Below are 20,146 nucleotides of genomic sequence, written 5' to 3'. Positions count from 1 at the left end.
ACCTAGCTCTCCTTTTTTAGTATAGGAAGAATAAGTTTTACTTTTGTGAATTTATTCTTTTCACTTTCTATTTTTATTCCATACCCTTGTCCACAATTTAGTCTTATCCTGCTTTCAATATTTTTTATTCCAATATGATTAAAGCTTTTGTTGCTTTTTTCTTTACTTGTAAAAATACTTTCAATTTCTTCTTCTGACATCCCTCTACCATTGTCTTCTACTTCAAAGATAAGATTTTCCTCTGACACATATCCAGCTATAATGATATTTTTTTCTCCATCAATTTCATTAATTCCATGAACGATTGCATTCTCAACTATAGGCTGTAATACCAATTTTATAATATAAAGATTTCTTACTTCTTCCTCCACCTTAACCACTAAATTGAAATCATCTCCAAACCGAACCTTCATTATATCTGCATAATTATCAAGATATTCCAATTCTTCTTTTACAGTTATAAAGGTGGATTCACTTCTAAAGGTTGCCGATAAAAGCTTCATAAAGGAATCTGTTACCTTTCTAATGCTCTCTGCCTTTGAGATCATAGCCATTAATTTAATTACATTTAAGGTATTATAAATGAAGTGGGGATTTATTTGAGCTTGTAAGACCTTCATTTCTTCCTTAGAACGTTCTCTTTCCTTCAAATCCCTCTCTACCATAAGGTTCTTAATATCATGAATCATCTTATTATAGTTGCTTCCTAGCTCATTAATTTCTTCCAAATTAGTATTTATATTTGTGATTTCATCAAGCCTTCCATCTTTAATACCATTCATTTTTTTTATAAGTTCTTTTATCGGCTTTAAAATATCTTTAAAGAAGGTTTTACAGTATAAAATAAAAAACAAATTGAATACAACAAATATGGCAAATAGTATTTTCATAATGTTCGTTGTATCCTTTGTTAGTGCCTTATCGTCAATTATATTGATAACAGTCCATCCTGACTTTTCTGAGGTGTATTTTGATATATACATAGTGTCTTTTTTATATTTATAATAATTATTGTCCTTATTGTTAATATCCTTAAGATATTCTACTTGAGAAACATTTTTTCCAAGCAAACTTTTATCCGGTGATATTACAACTTTCCCCTTAGGATCAGCGATAATCATTTTTCCTACAGAATCATATGTAAATCTTGAATAGATAGAATTTAGTGCCTCTGTTTTAATTTCACAATATATAAACTCAGTAGCTGTATTGTACCAACTGTATTCAGGACTAATTCCAACTAAAAAATCAACTCCATTAGCATTTACATCATCAGAGCTATTAAAATTATTTATACTAAACACTTTGTCTCTATTTTTTATACTTTCCTTATACAATGAACTGTCTTTTACATCAGAATCATTTTTATATAGAGGGTCCTTATACTTAAATATCTGGCCATTCTTTGAAAAAAATACAATTGAATTTATCATCCCTTGATAGGCAAATAAATAATCAAGCTTTGATTCTATCTTTGAGGAAATTTCAAGCTTTTTAACAGAATCCTTTTCCTCATACCAATTATTTACTAGGAATAATAGTTCATTTTCATTTGAAACCTTTGCTACATTGAGGTATATCCGCCTTAACTCAAGCTCAATATCCATTGATAGCTGTTCCATATTTTGCTGAGTCTTTTCATTGTAGTGAGAAACCAAAACTCCTTCATAAAGCTTATTAACTACAACACTAGTGATAATAAAGGGTATAACTATAAATAATATAAAGCTACTTATAAAATTTTTTGACATACTTTTACTCTTCATCATATAATTACCACCTCATTTTAATAATAGTATAAAATGGCATATATTATAAATATAAATATTAAGGCTGTTTACGCAAACTTTGTTGCTATTTGAAAAGGGGTAGGTTGATTTGCGCTCCAGGTTGCTCGCTTTCCGCGGGGCGTGCGCTGAGCCTCCTCGTCGCTTTGCTCCTGCGGGGTCTCACCTGTCCCGCTATTCCCGCAGGAGTCTCGCACCTTCCGCTCCAATCAACCTTTTTGCAAAAGTTTACGTCCTTAAAACACATTACAAAAAAAACAAGCTTTTATAAAACAGCCAATATTAAAGAGCATCTACGAAAAATGTAAATGCTCAAAGCTACTATCTGACATGAAAAGAGCCAGCAAGTTTTAATCGCTGGCTCTTTTTAGTCACGTATTCTAGCATTGAAAGAGAAAAATGCATCCTCTTTCCTCTACAGTATTATTTATTTGAGATTAATTTGCACAGAATATGATTTCCCATCATCAAGAGAGATAGTTAATCTATAAGTACCTGTGGTCAAACCTCTTTTTTACTTCAATCATGCTTGGGAGTATTGGTGTTTTACCAATTACTGTACTTACTTTTACTTCAGGAATTTCAGTGATTGTTTGGATCTGTAACTATAACAATAGCCTGAGCTTTTATTTTAGTTCCTGTTACCCTACCCTTTACGTTGAATGATCCAATATTCTTATAGCTATCTTTAGCTATTTTATCCCAAATTACAGGTACATTTATAACTGTACCATTTGATGTGATCATCTTCGCAGTTTCTGGCATAACAGGTGAAGTTCCTACTGTAGTGTAAACATTCATCACTTTTGCATCTACTATATCAACTTCTTCACTAGCCGTTACGGTTACAGTCGCTGTAATAGCTGCAGCTTCAACGCCATTAATGTGTCCTACTACTTCAAATGATCCTTCTTCAGCATATTTTGAAGGGGCAATTGCTGGCCATTGAACTGGCAATTCCATTTCTGTGTTATTGCTCAATGTTGCCTTTACTGTTGAAGGCATTTCCGGGTGCATTCCCACTGATGTGCTGACCTCAACGGTATCTGGTCCAGTTATGGATGGAGCTTCTTGAGCAACTCTCATCTCAGCTACAGAAGCATATCGGTTAAGTCCTTCTAATGCAGTTAACTTAACGTGAGTAATTGGCTTCGAACTGTCAATAGCTACTTGTTTTGTAGCAACTGTTCTTTCCCATGTTCCATTTGAAACAACTTTAGCAAAGTCTTCAGCATCTGCATACTTAACATATAGGTCATATTTTGTAATGAAGCCATTACCACTTGCTTCTCCTCTACTATTAGTTTCCTGTCTTGGAGTTACATCTAATCTGTTTACATCGTAAGCTTTACCTAAATCAAGAGTAATGGATTGTGGTAATGCATCGCTTCCATCCCAAGCTGTGTGCCACAATGAACCTGTGTTTCCATCAAGAACATTTTCAGGGTTATCACCTTCTTGATAACCAGTTGCACTTGCTTTGATACCATCTACAGGTATAACAGATAAGTCAACAGGTGTAATTGGTAGCGGTTCAATTGTAGCATCCTTTGCTTCCTTAACCACTAGATCATCAAGGATAAAGTCTCCTGCTGAACTTCCGGCCGTATTTCTTGTACCTATCCAGAAATCTTCCGTACTTGCTGTAAATTTAACAGTGAACTGTGTAGGAACGGTTGCCTGTGGCATTGGTACATTCATCACTTCCTTAGTACCGTTACCAACAACGAAATTAATCTTCTTATCAAACTGACTTTCATATTTGAATGATACTTCGTAAGTTGTTCCTTTATCGAATCTTAAAGTCTGCGGTAATGTTCTCATGATGAGACCGCTACCAGTTTTATGGGACTTAATGGACCATTGGCCATTTAATACATCATCAACTGCTTTTCCATTCCAACCTTTTTGAGTGTATGGAGCGTGTAATTCTGATAAATGAGTACGTGGATCACTTACTCCATCAGCATCGGCAATAACAAATGGCGTCAACCCTTGGTCAACATTTTCAAAATCTTCAGCTAATACTACATCTGAAGATTGTGGAACAACTCTCTTTGTAGGTACACAGCGTACATCGTCAAATGTTACAGTCGCTGTTCCTGGAGCTACTTGCAAGTATAATTGTGCAGTTTGCTGTCCTTCTGCTACATCAAATACTACTCTCATTCTTTGCATATTTGTGCTGTGCTTTGAGTCAGCTGAGATATAGTTTTTAAGCGGTGAACTTTCAGCATAGTTAGTTATGTTTGCCCCGCCGGAATTTTTAACACCAATAGTCGTTTTACGTTTTGCATTTCCTGCAGTGTTTGGATCGCTAGCATTTGTACGGTTTGGTGTATTGCCAACCTGTACATATATTGAAGCTGAGTATGTTCCTGGCTTTAAACCTGATAATTTAGTTTCTAATACAGTCTCTTTTTTGTTTTCTTTTACTACTAATTCATATTGTCCACGATTGTTACGTTCTACTGTTGCAGCACCGCTCTTTACTTTCCAGTGATCTAATGATCCGCTGTTGAAGCTTGGATCCTTTGTAGGCATTCCAAATCCCCACTCCATATCTTCAGCAGTTACAGAAACATCACCTTTGTATACACCGTAAGCTTGTTTTGGTTTTGCATCAATCGTGATTTTGCCTTCAACTACGTTTAATACTTTTTTATCTTTCTTACCGGTATCTGTTAATGTGTATAACTTAACTTTTGATACATTGTTCCAGCTATTTGGAAGTTCCCAAGTAGATGATCCGCCAACTTCATTATAGTGATATAGTTTTTCTTCAGCGCCTGCCAATTCGCTCTCTGTCCTATCGGCATTTGGCGACCATGGTAACAAATATTGGAGGTTATTGAATCTTACATCATCATAAACGTTACCGTTACTTGTTCCTTGTTGTATTGTTACATCTTCTTCAAGAAGTTTCTTTCCATCTTTTGTAAATACTCTTTTTCCGTCTTCTGTCCTTTCGGCGACAACATTTCCTTTAAATTCAACTCGTCCCACATTATTGGTTACATCGTACTTCGTCATTGGGAAGCTTTGAAGATATTTGGTTGGTAGATTTGTTTTGAATACATCATCGATCATTTCATCATAATTTACTCTACCCTGCCATCCTTCCGAATCGGTTGCCTCCGTACCGCCTAGAATCGGATGACGACCGATCCAAGTATCCTTCTGGTGATTTCTTATGAATCTTGCGATATCGCTGCTGTAGCCCTTGATTTCATTGCCGCCGGCGCCGTAATCATAGTCGACTGACCAGTGATTCCAAACGGCTTCGTCTTCTAATACATTTGGAAACTCAGTCGTAAGGGTCCATCCCAAAGAGTTCACTTCTCTAGCAAATCTTCTTCCATTAAAGCCCTGTTCAAACCATGCATCAGCATAAATAAAATTAAGTGTTGGTGCATCTTCCTTTAACATCTTTAAACGGTTTATTCGGTTTTCAGTATAAACTTCTCTACGGTATGTCGGGTCATCAAAGTCATAGGATTGATCAAGCCAATCCCAACCCGGTTTATTTAAATTAACTAATTGATCATCAAAAGCTTTTGCTTCTGGGTGAGCACCTGTACCACTAATATGTACACCCATGAATGCATTATATTTCTGCGCTTCTCTTACAAGCGTATCCATATCCTTCTGTCCACCCTGACGTACACCTATATGTCCGCCATAATCCGGATGTGCCGAGTCATGACCTTCTGCTTGGTAACCCTTTAATTCCACCCACTGTCCAAGCCCATCAGTTGATAAATATATTTTTTTTGTTTCATCTAATGTCTTTAAGAATGGGTTTGTTGCCTGGCTACCAAAGTTCATTGGTATACGGTGAACAACAAGTTCGGACATTCTGTCGCTGCCAACAGGATTGTTCATAATATTACGGTATGCAATAGCTGCATCCTGCCAGTCCATTTGATCATCACCATTTGCATCTTCTGTGATCACTACTTTAGCGTGTGGTAATGGCTCCGTTATATCATCAGGCATTTCATTTCCACGATATACCCATGAAGCACTCCACAAAGCTGTACGAGAGTAACCCGTTTTCTCTGTAGTCTGCTTAACAACACGGTGGTTGTCATTGTCTGCATCTTTATTTGCATCACCAAATGCATTTGACCAAACACCCGCTGCCAATTCATCATTGTTAATGAACGCGTACATATAGTTTTTTGGTGTACTATCTACCGTAGGAGTACCTGATACAGGTTGGTACACATCACCTTTTTTATAAACAGCGTTTTCCATTCTGGAACCGGCAAATTCTGCACCCGCTTCTGTACTTCTTACCGATGCCAAGCTATGGTTTGGAATATCAATGGTGTGTATTCTCGTTGCACCATTTTCTTCCACTTTTTTTACTTCAAAATCAAGTGTATTCTCTTCTACTGTTATGGATAGAAATATTACTACATTTAACTCATCAACGGTTAGAACATAGTCAGCTTTATTATCTGCTGCTTCTGTGTAGGTTACTTTCGGTACATAGTCTGTTCCGTTAATTCTTATTGTGTTTAATACATCTTCTGAGCCATTTAATACTTTGCTGTTTAACTCATACTTTATTACTCTTGGAAAATTCTGATCTACTTCAACTTTCATTTGATTTGATGCTATTATTCCATCATAAGCTGCAGCATCTGCAGTTCCTGAAAATGCTGGAATTGTAATGCTAATCATCTGTGCAGAAGCTACCACAATTGCTAAGTTTTTAATTATCTTTGACAGTGACATGATTTACCTCCTCTAGGTTTATCCATTACTTTTCAAATGCTTTTAATTAATCTTTAGTTTAACTTAAATTGGAATTCGTAGTCCCCATCTGCAAGCTGGGGTGAGTTTTGATCTACTACTATAAGATTGTTATCTGCTCCCCTTACTACTTTCATTTGATTATTTTCTATCACTAATGTTGAGGCAGTACCAACAGCAGCTTGCCAGCCTCCAATATTTCCGTCATCAAAATTTTGCATATATAGATTTTGCCAATCATACTGAATGTGCTGAGCAGTATTGGCAGCATATGCTGTAAAAGAAACATTAAAACCAAATACTTGTGTAACCATAAATAATGATAAAAATAAACTAATTGCCCTCTCAAATTAATAAAATCATGCACCTCCCTTAATACTCAAAATACGTTTTATGTTTTAAATTTTCAGTTAATTTAATATTCTAACAAACCGAGTTAATACTTAATGATATATTTTAACTAAAATTTGACTATTCTTTGTTTTTTAATAATTTGATAAATTTTACCTACATGGAGTTCACGGATTGCTGCAGCAGCCCAAAAGACAAGGAAACAGGTCCTTTGTCTCGAAAAAAATTAGTAAATAATACTCACTTCAGTTTGCATGATTTATTTCTATTTCAGTCGAAATGAACTGCAATTAATAACCATAGATAACGTAACGTCAAATAATCCCCATCTACCTAGGTGGGGATTATTTGACGTTTAACTTTATGTAGTTTGTTATGCTTTCCATACCGACAAACCCTTTATTTTTGTCTTTGTCGGTACCTGACACCAACCTATTTCTCTATCAATGGAAAATATGAATGAATAACGACCTGATCTGGCTTTAAGCCTTCCTCATCAAATATAACAATTTCATTTTGTTCTTTTAATAACGAGGCTGGAATCTTATATTCCTCCTGAGGTCCAATGTTCCAGTACCGTCCTAAACATTGGCCATTTATCCAAAAACAGCCTTTACTCATGACATCCAATCGAATTTTGACAATCAAACCGTTTTCTGGCTTCCAGTCAAAAGAACTTTTATACCAGCGTGGAGAAACTGTTTGTTGATTCTGTTGATTAGCAGCCGACCATTCCTTTTCTTCTTGAATCTGGGCAAATGATTTTGTTTTCCAGTTTTTAATTTGCTCTTGTTCGTTATACAAATAAAGATCAAAGCGGCGAATACTAGATGTATTCTGAACATCTAAATCTAATACATTCTCTCCCTGCTTTAAGGCATCGCTAATATCCGCAACCCCGTACACAGCATAACCTCTTGACCAAGCCGTTTGAGTCTCCATTAACATCTTTACCGATCTTCCATTTACCTGAACACGCGATACACCCTCACCAACAAGAATCGCCCGGTCATAACCATGATTCATGAAAGATCTTAAAAATCCAATTCGTCCTTCAATTTTTGGTATTTGCGATAAATGGTGTGTAACTCCACACCCTTCTACCTGCCATCCTTCCCGTAATGATAAATACTTTCCATTCAGAGCAGGCGCTTCACTCATCCCTTTTGGTTCACCGATCGCTTGAGAATAGTTAAAACGCCCCATATTTTGGACAAGGCAGGTTAATGTATTTTTCCCTTTCTTAACAGGAACCTCAATGGCTGCAGCCCCAATCATGCTAAGCTTGCCGACATATTGATCATTACAGAAGACCATGACGGGATCCTCGATTCTCGTAAAAACAATCGTCGTATCCTTCGTTTCCTCAGCATAAAATTCACTTTCATAACCTAAATAGCCGCTAAACTGTCCGAAGCTGCTAAAATCAAGTGGTTTGTCGGCCTCTTTCACGTTTCCGCTTAAAAAACAAAGCTTTTCATCTGCCGCTTCCCAATGTAATGGATGATTTGCTGAGCTCTTGTCCAAATGAGGAACCGCTTTTTCTAAAGATTTTCTTGAAACCACTTCAATTGAATAGCTGGAACCACCTTCAAAGGAAAGCTGAACGGTTTGTGGTTGGCTTCCATGGAATAAATGAAACGTAACCATGTCATCCTCACTGATTTCAAAGCGATTCGGCATTGGACAATGAACTTCAGCCTTTCTATTAAGCTGTAATTTCAAAAATGAACGCTGCCCTTCCTCATGATAAATGACCGCCTTATCGGTATCGAACCCAGTTGTCTGACCAGTGAGTGTCGCAATAGAAAAGCTGTTTCCTACGTTCACATGACAGACAATCGGTAAAACCGCATTCGCCTCTATCGTAAACGGAACCGATTCACCATCAAGTAAAACCTGTGATTGAACTCTTTCCTGTCTAGTATTCTCGATAAATATCACTTCACCATGTGGACTGACAACCCGCTGAGACTTTAGTTCACTAGGAAGCTTTAATTCTATACCTGTTTGTTCTGCATCTGTGAATACCGGTTCGAGCCACTTAGTAAATGAATGAAACCTTTTTAATACCTCATACTTTCTTGTTGGCTGTAAATATTCATCAATGGCGACATCATAATCATACGATGTCGTGGAAAAAATCTGTTCTCCACCTGTCCTGCCACCCCAATGGTCAAAATTGGTGCCGCCGAAATACATGTAATAATTGATTGCAGAAAATCCATTACTCAATAGTTGGTAACACTCACGTTCAAGCTGCTCAGGTGTTTTTTGATTCGCTTTATTTCCGCCCCAATGTTCAAACCAGCCGATCCAAAACTCCATAACCCCTTTCGGCTGATTGGCAAACCGTTCATCTAAGATCTCAGCGGCGTGTTTGGCATGCGACCAAAAATTGCGAAACTCGACTGCGCCATCAACGGCTCCGTAGCATGTAATAAATGGTACCTCAATGCCCCTCGCCATCATACCGTCCCGCAAGTTTTCCATATACTGTTTGTCAGGTTTACCAAATGCCTGGAATTCGTTTTCTACTTGGACCATAATGACTGTTCCATTTTTCGTCAACTGGAATTCATCTATGATCGGTATGACCTGATCGAAATATTTATCCACATATTGTAGAAAGATAGGTTCAGCGGTACGATATTGAATCCCCTTTTTCGTAGAGAGCCACCAAGGTATTCCGCCAAAATCCCATTCAGCACAAATATATGGCCCTGGTCTCGCAATCACATATAATCCTTTGTCAGCGCATAGCTCAAAAAAATGAGCTAAATCCTTGTCGCCAGAGAAATCCCATTCCCCTTCATTCATTTCATGAAAATTCCAAGGGATGTACGTTTCGATTGTATTGCAGCCCCCTGCTTTCGCCTTATCTAAGACTTCGCTCCACTCTGCCTTTGGAAGGCGGAAATAGTGGATAGCAGCAGATAGGATAAAGATTCTTTCATTATTAATCTTCCAGCTTTTTTGGTCATAAGTAATCATTGATTTCCCTCCAAAATTTTATTAGGAAATATTCTGTAGGACCCCTACATTAACACGAATGCTGTTACACTGCCCCCAAAAAAGAATATTCATCCGGGCATTACTTTAAAAGCATATGATCAAAAAAGAACAGATTGAATATTCACTACGGATGGATATAAAAAAATGAATAGATTTATAGAAACCTGCGAACTCTATTTAAGGATAGAATTCGCAGGATGAAGCATGATGCGATTTTACTGATCTTCCCTTATCATCCAAATCGGACTTTCAGGTTGAGGTAATTTCATCGCTTCTACTTTTTTACGGGCATCATCCGTAAATTTCAAGCCCCATTTATCGTAGAAATTAAGCAAGTTTTTCCCGCTCGTTTTCGAGGACATGACAACGTACATATCAATTTTTTCCTGATCATCATCAGACGGTAATTGATTCTCCGGTAATTCACGATAGGCTATATGCAGTTGCGTGTAGAAATCCCATCCAAATGCAAGTTGTAGCTGTCTGAACATCACTAATCGTTCAAATACACCTATTTGATTGTAATTTTTGTTCGGATCATTGCTGTTTAAGAATTCGAATGCTTTATCATAATAGGATTTGCCTTGTTTATCTTTTTCGACCACTAATCGGTTAGGGGCACCGAAATAATCTTGCATGTTCAAGGAATGGATATTGACGGTTACTTCAGTAATATCTCCCCAAAACCAAGGAGTCTGTTGATATTCATGCCCCATTTCATGCCAAAAGCCCCAGCCTGTTTGTATTTTTGAAAAGTCAACGGCGTTTTTGGCTTCTGGGTCAATTGGGATCATGATCGGATAACCGGCATGCATATAACCAGCACTGATTTGTCTGTCTGCCACAATACGATGAGGACGATCCGCGCTTCGATGCGGAAGCGCATTATCTGGACCGACACCAATCAACTCATCATACTTAGCCAGCATATCATCCCATTTCTTCAATAGTTCTTCCGGATTATCAAGCTGACGGATCACATCGGAAGGAACAGTAAGGATAATCCTGTCGCTTTGCAATTCTGCCCAAGGAGATTCATAGTTTCGTATAGTATCTTTCCAATCTTGTATACTAGTTTTCCCTAAAACAAATTGAGGGGCTCCGACCGCTCCACTAATGCTCACATTTGCCTTACTGTTTTCTTTCGCTTCTGTTGGAATTAAGTAAACTAAACCGCCGTACGGACTTTTAACTTCATTCTTACCAGGTTTTAGCGTTTGCCGTAATGTGATAGAAGGGACTCTCTGCCACGTTGAAAGGCTAGTTAAGTTATCGGTATGCGCTCCAACTTGAACGTCTAGATGTTCTGCCCCCTCAGGAACATTAATCGTAATGGTTTGACCTGGAGGCACATACAATCCAGTGCTTATCCAATTTCCTGGCGGTACCAATGTTCGTAAATAACTGAAATCATTATAGTCAAAATCTACTTCGATTGATTTGTCCTCAACTACTGGGGCGTTGTCTCCCACTTTACCAGGAAAATCATCTGCAAAGGGAGATTTAGTGCCGTCGGGAGAAAGAGATGCCTGATTAGACGTGTAGGCTAACAATGCACTCGTATAAGGTAACTTGCCTTTTTCAACTGGAAAAGACACTTGTCCAAGGTTTTTGGAATCTTCTCGTACCATCTCAAGTAATGGGCTTTCAGATGTTAACGCATCTACAGTACAGCTTACAATGGTTCCAAGAATGGATAGTTTCTGTACATCTGTTGCATCTGGTGGTCCGAGGTGAATATCATTAGGAGATAAACTACCCTTTTCATACGCTTTTGCTTGATCGACTAAACGTAATATGTGATAGTTCATCGCCTTGTCAAACGAAAGTTTAGGAACTCCACCGTCTTTATCAGCTGCAATATTGTTCATTAAACTAATCCCGACTTTATTTAAAAGTTGCTGCAGTGGATAGTCACTAATTTTCACCGCTCTTCCTCCAACTTTTTCTTTCATATCCTCGGTAGGATAGCCTTCCAACACCCATCCCTTTTGAGCAACAACGACATTACCACCCTTACGAATATAATCAGACAAGTTCTTTACATCTTCATCCTTTAAATCGTTATATACAAAGGCGACCGGATATTTACTCGGGTTTAATTGTACGTCCGACCAATTTTCAATTCTTTCCAAAGCAATGGGCAGATCGGGATTCACCTTAAATTCATTATCATCAGCCGTCGTTATCATTTCTAGTTTGCCTTTACCCTTTAATGCCTCTTCATAACTCGTCGCCTTTTTATGAACATCCTGCGTTAGCCAAATTAAGATGTTACGTGCGACTTTACTTTTGTCATCTCCTGAATTTAAGGATAGATTAAATAGATTCACTTCATCCCCTACCGCAAGGACCCGACCTTTACCATATCGCGAGCCTGCCATAAATGGAGTCGATTCAGGGTTTACTGCAACAGGAAACGATGATTTGCCAATTGCACTTACTCCTCCTGTGTAAGAGCTGGCTGTAGTTGGAATACTGTTAAGGCCACGATACAGAATCTCAAAGTCTCTCTTCAATACTGTTGGAGAAATTAACTCCTCCTTCGTAATGGATATCGTTGATGAAGGAGTATTCTTGGTAGCATTTTCGGCATGAATAACAGGAAGGGCAATAGTCATTGACAAAGACAATGCACAAAGAGGGGCAATAATCATTGCTTTTTTCTTCATCACCAATTTCATCTCCTATTTCTAAATAGTAATAGTGTTGCTAAACGATCGAACAATTCCATAAACATATAACTCTAGTATTCCTTTTTAATAAACCAATCTATCACTCCATTTCTATTACATTGTCTCTGGGATGATCCTCTACGGTGGTTCATGTTCCAACCATGTGCGTTTGTAGTGAAATTATGATAAAAGAGGACAATATGCTGTCTTCTTGGAACACCTTAAATTCGGCAGTAATTATCTGTAATCATCGAATACTCCTTGTATTGTGACTAGTCATCATTAAGGTGCTGTTCTATCCTTAAAGTGTTTCATAGGTGATTTTCTTTGCACGCCAGGCTTTATATGTGTTTGTTGTTCCGTTCTTTTGAATGCCTTAAGAGATACCCACATAATAAACAGAGCAAACAAACCGATACTAAAGAAAGGAATCAAGCCTGGGATCAATAAAAATAGCCGATATAGGACAAAACAACCAAACACAGCTAATAGTGTATAAATTGGCGAGGATATTCCTAAAAGCAAGGACATTGTAAAGTACTGAAAAAACTTCAAGTCAAAGTGAACATATACTGGAAAGATATAGATAAGCAATATGAGGAACAGAATACTAAGCGTGAATAAACCTATGAATAGAAATAAATAGATAAAACCTTCTGTAAATCGCATAATAGAAAGATTCATATAGAGCAAAAAACTTAGTAAAAATAAGACTATGCCCATGGCATTCGCCCTCCAAAACTCTTTACGGAAAGCATTCCAAAAAGCTTTAATTAATGCTCGATTATTTTCTTCTCCCATCATCCATTTCCGAACAACAGTAAACATCCCGATAGTAGCTGGCACAATTCCTAAAATGATGACTCCGGACAGTGTAAATGCCACCCATAGGCCCTGAATGAGGACTACTTTCATGACAATTTCTGAGAATCGATAAAATTTATCCCAAAGGCGATTTGACTCCATAATAATCTCTCCTTTCCTGATAGATACTTTTGACTCAGGAGGGATAGTAAATTCTATCCCTCCTGAGTCTAATAAATTATTGATCTTTATATCTCTTATAAGCGGCTTCATTAATTTCCATAAAACGTTTTAGGCCCATTTTTTCTAATGTTTTAACATAGTTGTCCCATTCGTCGAATGACTTCTTGCCTGTAATAAAGTTTGCAGTCATTTCTGTAACATATGTGTTAATATCTGTAGAAAGTGCAGACAACTCACTTGACTCATCGACAGTGTAATTAAAGTTCGGCCAGATTTCATCCTGTTTAAGGGTAAGTGGTTCTGCCTTCTCAGCATTAGCTAAAGTTTCTTCAGATCCTTCTGCACCTTGGAAATATTTTTCCGTAACAACTCCAGGATAATATCCGCCCGGCCATGTTAAATATTTGCTTAAGGCTTGGTCGAGGTTCAGTCCATCAGGGTTTTTGGTCATTTCATCCGTATATACGAATTCACCATCCTTTTCTGTATAGGTTACACCTTCAAATCCCATAAAGAACATTTTTATGCCTTCCTCGCTGTAGAAATGGTCGATCCATCGAACGGAAGCTTCTGGATTCTTATTTTTATCAGTTATAACGAACATCCCTGCACCACCCAATGGGGATCCGATTGCCGTATTTAATCGATCACCATTTGGACCCTCAAGTACAGGCATACCGACATATCCATCTAAGTTCAACAAAATTTTAGGATCGATTTCAGGCAGCACTCCATAAACACCTTTTGCAGCAACTGCATTAAATTTTGAAGAATCAGGGGTAAAGACATTTTTATCAATTAAACCCTCAGTGTATAACTTATTTACATAGGTTAGCAGCTGTTTGTATTCTTTGGATGTTGGCTGGAATCTTAATTTATCTCCTTTTGGATCTAAGTCGATATGCCCATTCGATATTCCGTGATTGTTTAAACCAACTGATCCTTTAAGGAAATTAATAATTTGATTGATACTGAACGACGCCCCTAATGGGATCTCATCTGCCTGACCGTTACCATTTGGATCTTCTTCCTTAAACTTCTTCAATACTTCGTATAGCTCATCCCAAGTTGTAGGTTCCTCTAATCCTAATTTGTTTAACCAGTCCTTTTGTATCCATGGAGTTCCAATATGCATTCCTTTAAAACTTGGATCATAGTAAGCAGGGAAACCATAAATATTCCCATCAGCCATAGTAATCCCTTGTTTAACGATAGGATTTTCTTCCATAATCTTTTTAAGATTTGGGGCATATTTGTCAATTAGGTCATTAAGAGGAAGAAAAACCCCTTGCTGACCATACTTTATAAGGTCAGATTTTGGTAAAGCTGCCGCAAACAATAAATCAGGGTAGTCTCCACTTGCTAACATAAGATTACGCTTCTCTGGCAACGCTTCAGTAGAAACCGTTTCCCAATTAATATGAATATTCGTCATTTTTTCATATTCTTTCCAAAGCATAAGGTCTTCCCAATTCTGTGGAGATAAATACCTTGCAGCAAATCCATCTAGTTCAATTTTCTCTTTCACAATCGGCATGTTCGTATTGTTCAGATTATCCTTATTTTCTTTGTCTGTCTCAGTAGACGCCTCTTTGTCCTTACAGCCGCTTAGTAAAATGGATACGGATAATGCACCTGTAATAAGACTGGTTAAATATTTTTTTCTCTTCATACGACATCCCCCTTATTATCCTTTAATAGAGCCAATCATGAATCCTTTTACAAAGTATTTTTGCAAGAACGGATACAGAATCATCATTGGCAAGTTTGATACAATCAAGACGGCATATTTCAACCCTTCTACACTCAACTGCTGTTTTAAAAAGCTTTCTGAGGTAGCTTTAATCATTTCATCCATTTCACCTTTGATCAGTATTTCTCTTAAAACCAATTGAAGAGGAAAATTATCTTTATCTGACAAATAAATTAATGCATGAAAATAGGAATTCCAATGTCCCACTGCATAAAACAGAACCATAACAGCAATAACAGGCATCGAAAGGGGTAAAACAATATTTATCAAAATTCGGATATTCCCGCATCCGTCAATCTGTGCCGACTCCTGCAGTTCGAGAGGGATCGTCGTTTGAAAAAATGTCCGCATAATGATAATATTCCAGACCGCAACCGCATTTGGTATAACCATGACCCAAAACGTATCGATCATCCCAAGGTCGCGAATAAGTAAATATGTAGGAATTAATCCCCCGCCAAAAAACATCGTGAATACAAAAATCGCCATAATCACATTTCGTCCGTAGAAGTCTTTTCTCGATAACGGGTATGCAGCCATAATTGTCATGATTACGTTTATTAGTGTTCCGAAAGTAGTATATTTAAGTGTATTGATAAATCCATTCACTATATCTTCATTCTCGAACACCTTTTTATAAGCATCTAAATTAAATCCTTTTGGCCAAAGCCACATTTCCCCTGTCAAGATATAGGTTGGATTACTAAAAGAAGCGCTTACAACAAAATATAAAGGATATAAAATAAGCAATGCGATTATAGCCAGAAAGAAATAATTGAAAAAACTAAACACTTTGTCCGAAGTAGAATTCTGCAATCTGGTTCACCACCTACCATAAGCTTGTTTTATTGATTTTCTTAGCAAAATAATTAACCATCACAAGCATAATGAAGTTAATTATTGAATTGAATAACCCGACAGCAGTGGAGAAGCTATACTGTGCCTCCAAAATACCGCTCCTGTAAACAAACGTTGAAATCACATCTGATGCAGACATGTTCAAACTGTTTTGCATTAGGAAAACCTTTTCAAATCCTACAGACATAACAGAGCCTGCATTTAAGATGAAAAGAATGACAATCGTTGGCATAATCGCAGGTATGTTAATATACCAAATTCTTTGGAGTCTTGAGGCACCATCAATCATTGCCGCTTCGTGCTGTGAATGATCAACAGCTGTAAGTGCTGCAAGGTAGATAATTGAGCTCCATCCCATCGTTTGCCAAACATCTGAGAATACATAAAGAGTTTTAAACCAGCCTGGTTCAGTTATAAAATCAATGGGAGTACCCCCAAATAGGGTGATCACTTGATTAATTAGACCATCTGATTTTAAAAACAGAATCAACATTCCAACCACTACCACAGTGGATAAAAAATGTGGTGCATATATCACTGTTTGAACGAATTTTTTGAACTTTGAATTTCTTACTTCATTGAGCATTAGTGCGATAATAATCGGAATTGGGAACGATATAGCAAGCGTATAAATACCAATTCCCAGCGTATTCTTTATAAGCCTCCAAAAATAGTAGCTATCAAAAAATCGTTCGAAGTGTTTCATTCCTACCCATGGACTATCCCATATGCCTTTCGTAGCAATAAAATCTTTAAAAGCAATTTGGATCCCATACAATGGAAGATAATGAAAGATAATAAAGTAGGCGATTACCGGAGTAATCAATAAATAAAGATCCCAATTTTTACGAAATGATTTCTTTAAATTTGTCCACTTCGACAAGGAAACATTTGCTTTTTTTTTTGATATATTATCTACTTGAATACTAGTGTCGTTTTGAATAATTTTTTCCAAATTTTCTCCCCCTTCTCTTAACGGAAGCTAGTTACACATTCTTTACAGTTGAACCTTGACAAACTTCAATAACTTTTCCGCCAGAGCGAATGGATTCAGTTGCTGCACATCCTACCGCAACACTCATTCTCCCTGCAAATGGTGTTGTTAAAGGTTGCTTGTTGTTTAAGATTAGTTCGACAAAGTCTTTACATATCTTCGGATCTGAACCACCGTGACTGCCTAGTTCTTTTTTCATGTCATACGTTATATCACTGAATTCATTCCAGGTATTGGATTTTCTTGTTTTCACGTAAATTTTGTCATTAACATCATCATTCTCTACTCTTCCTTTTGTACCGATAAAGGTATAATTTCTTGAATAATCTGGTGTAAAATGACATTGCAAGTAGGATGCTTTAATTCCGCCTTCAAGCTCCATGATCAACATATTATTGTCTTCAACATCAATTTCTTCCCGGAATGCACATTGAGTCAGAATTTTCAGACTTGCATCGGTACAAGTATCCTTTTCATCACATGTTGGACATGTTAACGTATTTGGTTTATCTCCGCCATAAAAATCAAGTCCCCCAAAAGCCGATACCTTTTTCGTATATTTTCCCGTAATCCAATGGATCACGTCGAGATCGTGAGAACCCTTTTGCAATAAAAGCGAAGTCGTGTTTTTCGCTGTTCCATGCCAGTCATGATAATAATAGTATCCGCCAAATCCGACAAAGTGTCTTACCCAGACAGCTTTAAGATCACCGATCACACCTGAATCAATAATCTCTTTCATTGTTTGGTACATACTCATATAACGCATATTGAATCCAACCATAAGGTGCTTTCTAGCTTTTTCTGACTCCTTAATAATACGATCACAGCCTTCTACTGTTATTGCTAAGGGCTTTTCACAATAGACATGTTTACCTGCTTGAAGGGCAGCAATTGCATGTTCTTCATGAAGATAATCTGGCGATAGAATAGCGACTGCATCAATATCCGTACGCGCTAACAACTCTTTATAGTCCAAAGTAATGTATGCGTGTTCATTAATATTTTCTTGAAATTTCTTTAGTCTTTCCATTGAGACATCAGCAGCGGCAACAACCACTGATTCCCCGCCTGGATTATGCCAATACTTTGCAATCCCACTTCGTAGTCCTGCTCCTATGATGCCTATTCTAACTGTATTCATTTTTTCACTCCTATTCTAAACTAGTAAACTGTCAAAATTCAGACAAGCAACGAAGGGATGATCACCACCTTAAAAGAACCAAATGTTTTTCCTGAAATTATCCAAACGTTTTCCTAATAATCAAACTTATCAAGTCTAACGAACTACTGATAAATATCCCCTTACTCCTCAGCAAGTGAAAAAATCATTATTATATTATTTTTCAATTATAGTTGGTATCTGCTTTACAACCTAGGTTTCGTAGTTTGATTGTTTTTACACAGGTATTAGACTTAATAGACCTTAGCTAGTTATTTTCCAAATAATTCACCTTTAAGTCATGAGTGTATATCCCTGTTTTTTTCAAATCAACCATTAGTTTCCGGTTTTTTTAAAAAAAGAACCGTTTAGGTTCTTTTTTTATTTGATGATTCACGAAGGACTAATTCAAATGGCAAAGTGATTTTAATTGGTAGTGTAATTTTCCCTTCTACCATTTCCATAATGGTTTTAGCAGCTATTTTTCCCATCTCATATTTTGGAATGTCTACCGTGGAAAGCTGTGGAAATGTATACTTACCCATTTCAATATTATCAACCCCAAAGAAAGCAATGTCCTCTGGAATTCTTAGATTATGTTCTCTGGCAGCCCTCATAGCAGCGATAGCCATAAAGTCACTGGCACAAACCATGGCTGTAGGCAAATGCAGAGGGTCTCGTTTTATTAGGCTTTTCATTTTTTGATAGCTATTTTCCATGTTCCACTGAGTATTAATTACCCATCCAGGTTGAATAGCAAATCCAGCTTCTTCCATAGCTGCTTTATAACCTTTAAAACGATATTCCGAATCCAAATTTACATAACCTTCATTCGCACCTCCGCCAATAAACCCAATGTCTTGATGACCTTGTCTAACTAAATGCTGAACTACCTTTTGAATTGCTGCCTTGCGATCGTAGTCGATAATTGCGATATCTTTATCTGTGTAGTGAAAGTCTAGTCCTATTAAAGGTATATTTTGTTGAATATATTCAATAAGGCTATCATCAATTGCTTCAATAAGAAGCAGTCCTTCAATCCCTAAGTCATGAATCGTCTTAAGCAACAGTGCTTCGTTTTCAAGCTCATCCTTGGTGATAGAAATCAGGGTGTAATCATTATCGTCTAATGTATCACGTATACCTGCATACATAGTTGCATAGTAAGGGTTTGTCTCAGCCTGTTTTGGATTGGCAACCCAGCCAATTTTCATTGTTCTTGTATGACTTTTTTCTTGCTTGTTTGTAACTAGATTTCGAGCATGCTGATTAGGTATATACCCTAATTGTTTAACAGCTTCCCATATTTTTGCCTTAGTTTCAGGTTTAACATTTCGTGTCTGATCATTTTGAATGACTCTCGATACGGTAGAAATCGACACACCTACATGCTCTGCAATATCCTTTAATCTAACCACTAGTAAAACACCTCTTAGTTATGTACATATACGCTTTCCATTATAAGGATACCAAATTATTATCCAATTCGGAAATAGCAAATAAATATTCCAAAGATGTTCGTAATAGAGAGGTTTTACTTCCTTAGAAAAGTGCTTTTTTCATACTCTTAGGATGGGGTGTTGGTACAAGAAAGTGTGAATCGGAATACTTAACTAAAAATTCTTACTAATTAAAATATACCAACTTCATAATGACCTGTCAACCCATCAACTTAATTTATTTTTATACTTTACTGTGTTAAACTAGGTTGTTGATTAGAGCTCCAGGCGCTTCGCTTTCCACGGACGATCCGGGGTGACCCGCAGGAGTCTCGCGCCTTCGGTTCCAATCCACATTGTT

Annotated in this window: 11 protein-coding genes; all 11 read right to left on the bottom strand. The window is 37.2% G+C overall.

Annotated elements, in window-relative coordinates:
* Window positions 1-2: 2 nt before the first annotated feature.
* On the bottom strand, window positions 3-1,769 hold the full coding sequence (locus tag KHA94_RS18030; protein WP_213103519.1) for a sensor histidine kinase: 1,767 nt from the start codon (window positions 1,767-1,769) through the stop codon (window positions 3-5).
* A 600-nt stretch (window positions 1,770-2,369) separates the two neighbouring features.
* Window positions 2,370-6,533, bottom strand: coding sequence for an endo-alpha-N-acetylgalactosaminidase family protein (locus KHA94_RS18025; protein WP_249365591.1), 4,164 nt, complete (start codon window positions 6,531-6,533; stop codon window positions 2,370-2,372).
* Between the two features lie 53 nt (window positions 6,534-6,586).
* Window positions 6,587-6,865: a hypothetical protein gene (locus tag KHA94_RS18020; RefSeq protein WP_213103518.1), complete on the bottom strand. Its 279-nt coding sequence runs from the start codon at window positions 6,863-6,865 to the stop codon at window positions 6,587-6,589.
* 469 nt (window positions 6,866-7,334) lie between these two features.
* Window positions 7,335-9,896, bottom strand: coding sequence for a beta-galactosidase (locus KHA94_RS18015; protein WP_213103517.1), 2,562 nt, complete (start codon window positions 9,894-9,896; stop codon window positions 7,335-7,337).
* Window positions 9,897-10,132: 236 nt separating this feature from the next.
* Window positions 10,133-12,589 (bottom strand): M60 family metallopeptidase, encoded by a 2,457-nt coding sequence (locus KHA94_RS18010; protein ID WP_249365635.1) that lies wholly within the window; start codon window positions 12,587-12,589, stop codon window positions 10,133-10,135.
* A gap of 285 nt (window positions 12,590-12,874) precedes the next feature.
* Entirely contained in the window at window positions 12,875-13,558 is a 684-nt protein-coding gene (locus tag KHA94_RS18005; RefSeq protein ID WP_213103515.1) for a YesL family protein, read from the bottom strand.
* 76 nt (window positions 13,559-13,634) lie between these two features.
* Window positions 13,635-15,251: an extracellular solute-binding protein gene (locus tag KHA94_RS18000; RefSeq protein ID WP_213103514.1), complete on the bottom strand. Its 1,617-nt coding sequence runs from the start codon at window positions 15,249-15,251 to the stop codon at window positions 13,635-13,637.
* A 15-nt stretch (window positions 15,252-15,266) separates the two neighbouring features.
* Window positions 15,267-16,148: a carbohydrate ABC transporter permease gene (locus tag KHA94_RS17995; RefSeq protein WP_213103513.1), complete on the bottom strand. Its 882-nt coding sequence runs from the start codon at window positions 16,146-16,148 to the stop codon at window positions 15,267-15,269.
* Between the two features lie 13 nt (window positions 16,149-16,161).
* Complete coding sequence (locus tag KHA94_RS17990) at window positions 16,162-17,073, bottom strand: ABC transporter permease (protein ID WP_249365634.1); 912 nt, start codon at window positions 17,071-17,073, stop codon at window positions 16,162-16,164.
* A gap of 103 nt (window positions 17,074-17,176) precedes the next feature.
* Entirely contained in the window at window positions 17,177-18,328 is a 1,152-nt protein-coding gene (locus tag KHA94_RS17985) for a Gfo/Idh/MocA family protein (protein WP_213103512.1), read from the bottom strand.
* Between the two features lie 386 nt (window positions 18,329-18,714).
* Window positions 18,715-19,764 (bottom strand): LacI family DNA-binding transcriptional regulator, encoded by a 1,050-nt coding sequence (locus KHA94_RS17980; protein WP_213103511.1) that lies wholly within the window; start codon window positions 19,762-19,764, stop codon window positions 18,715-18,717.
* Window positions 19,765-20,146: the final 382 nt, after the last annotated feature.

Source organism: Cytobacillus citreus, assembly GCF_018343665.1.
GTDB classification, from domain to species: Bacteria; Bacillota; Bacilli; order Bacillales; family Cytobacillaceae; genus Cytobacillus; species Cytobacillus citreus.
Note: the sequence above shows the minus strand (reverse complement) of the source record. Positions and strands in the feature narration are given on the sequence as shown.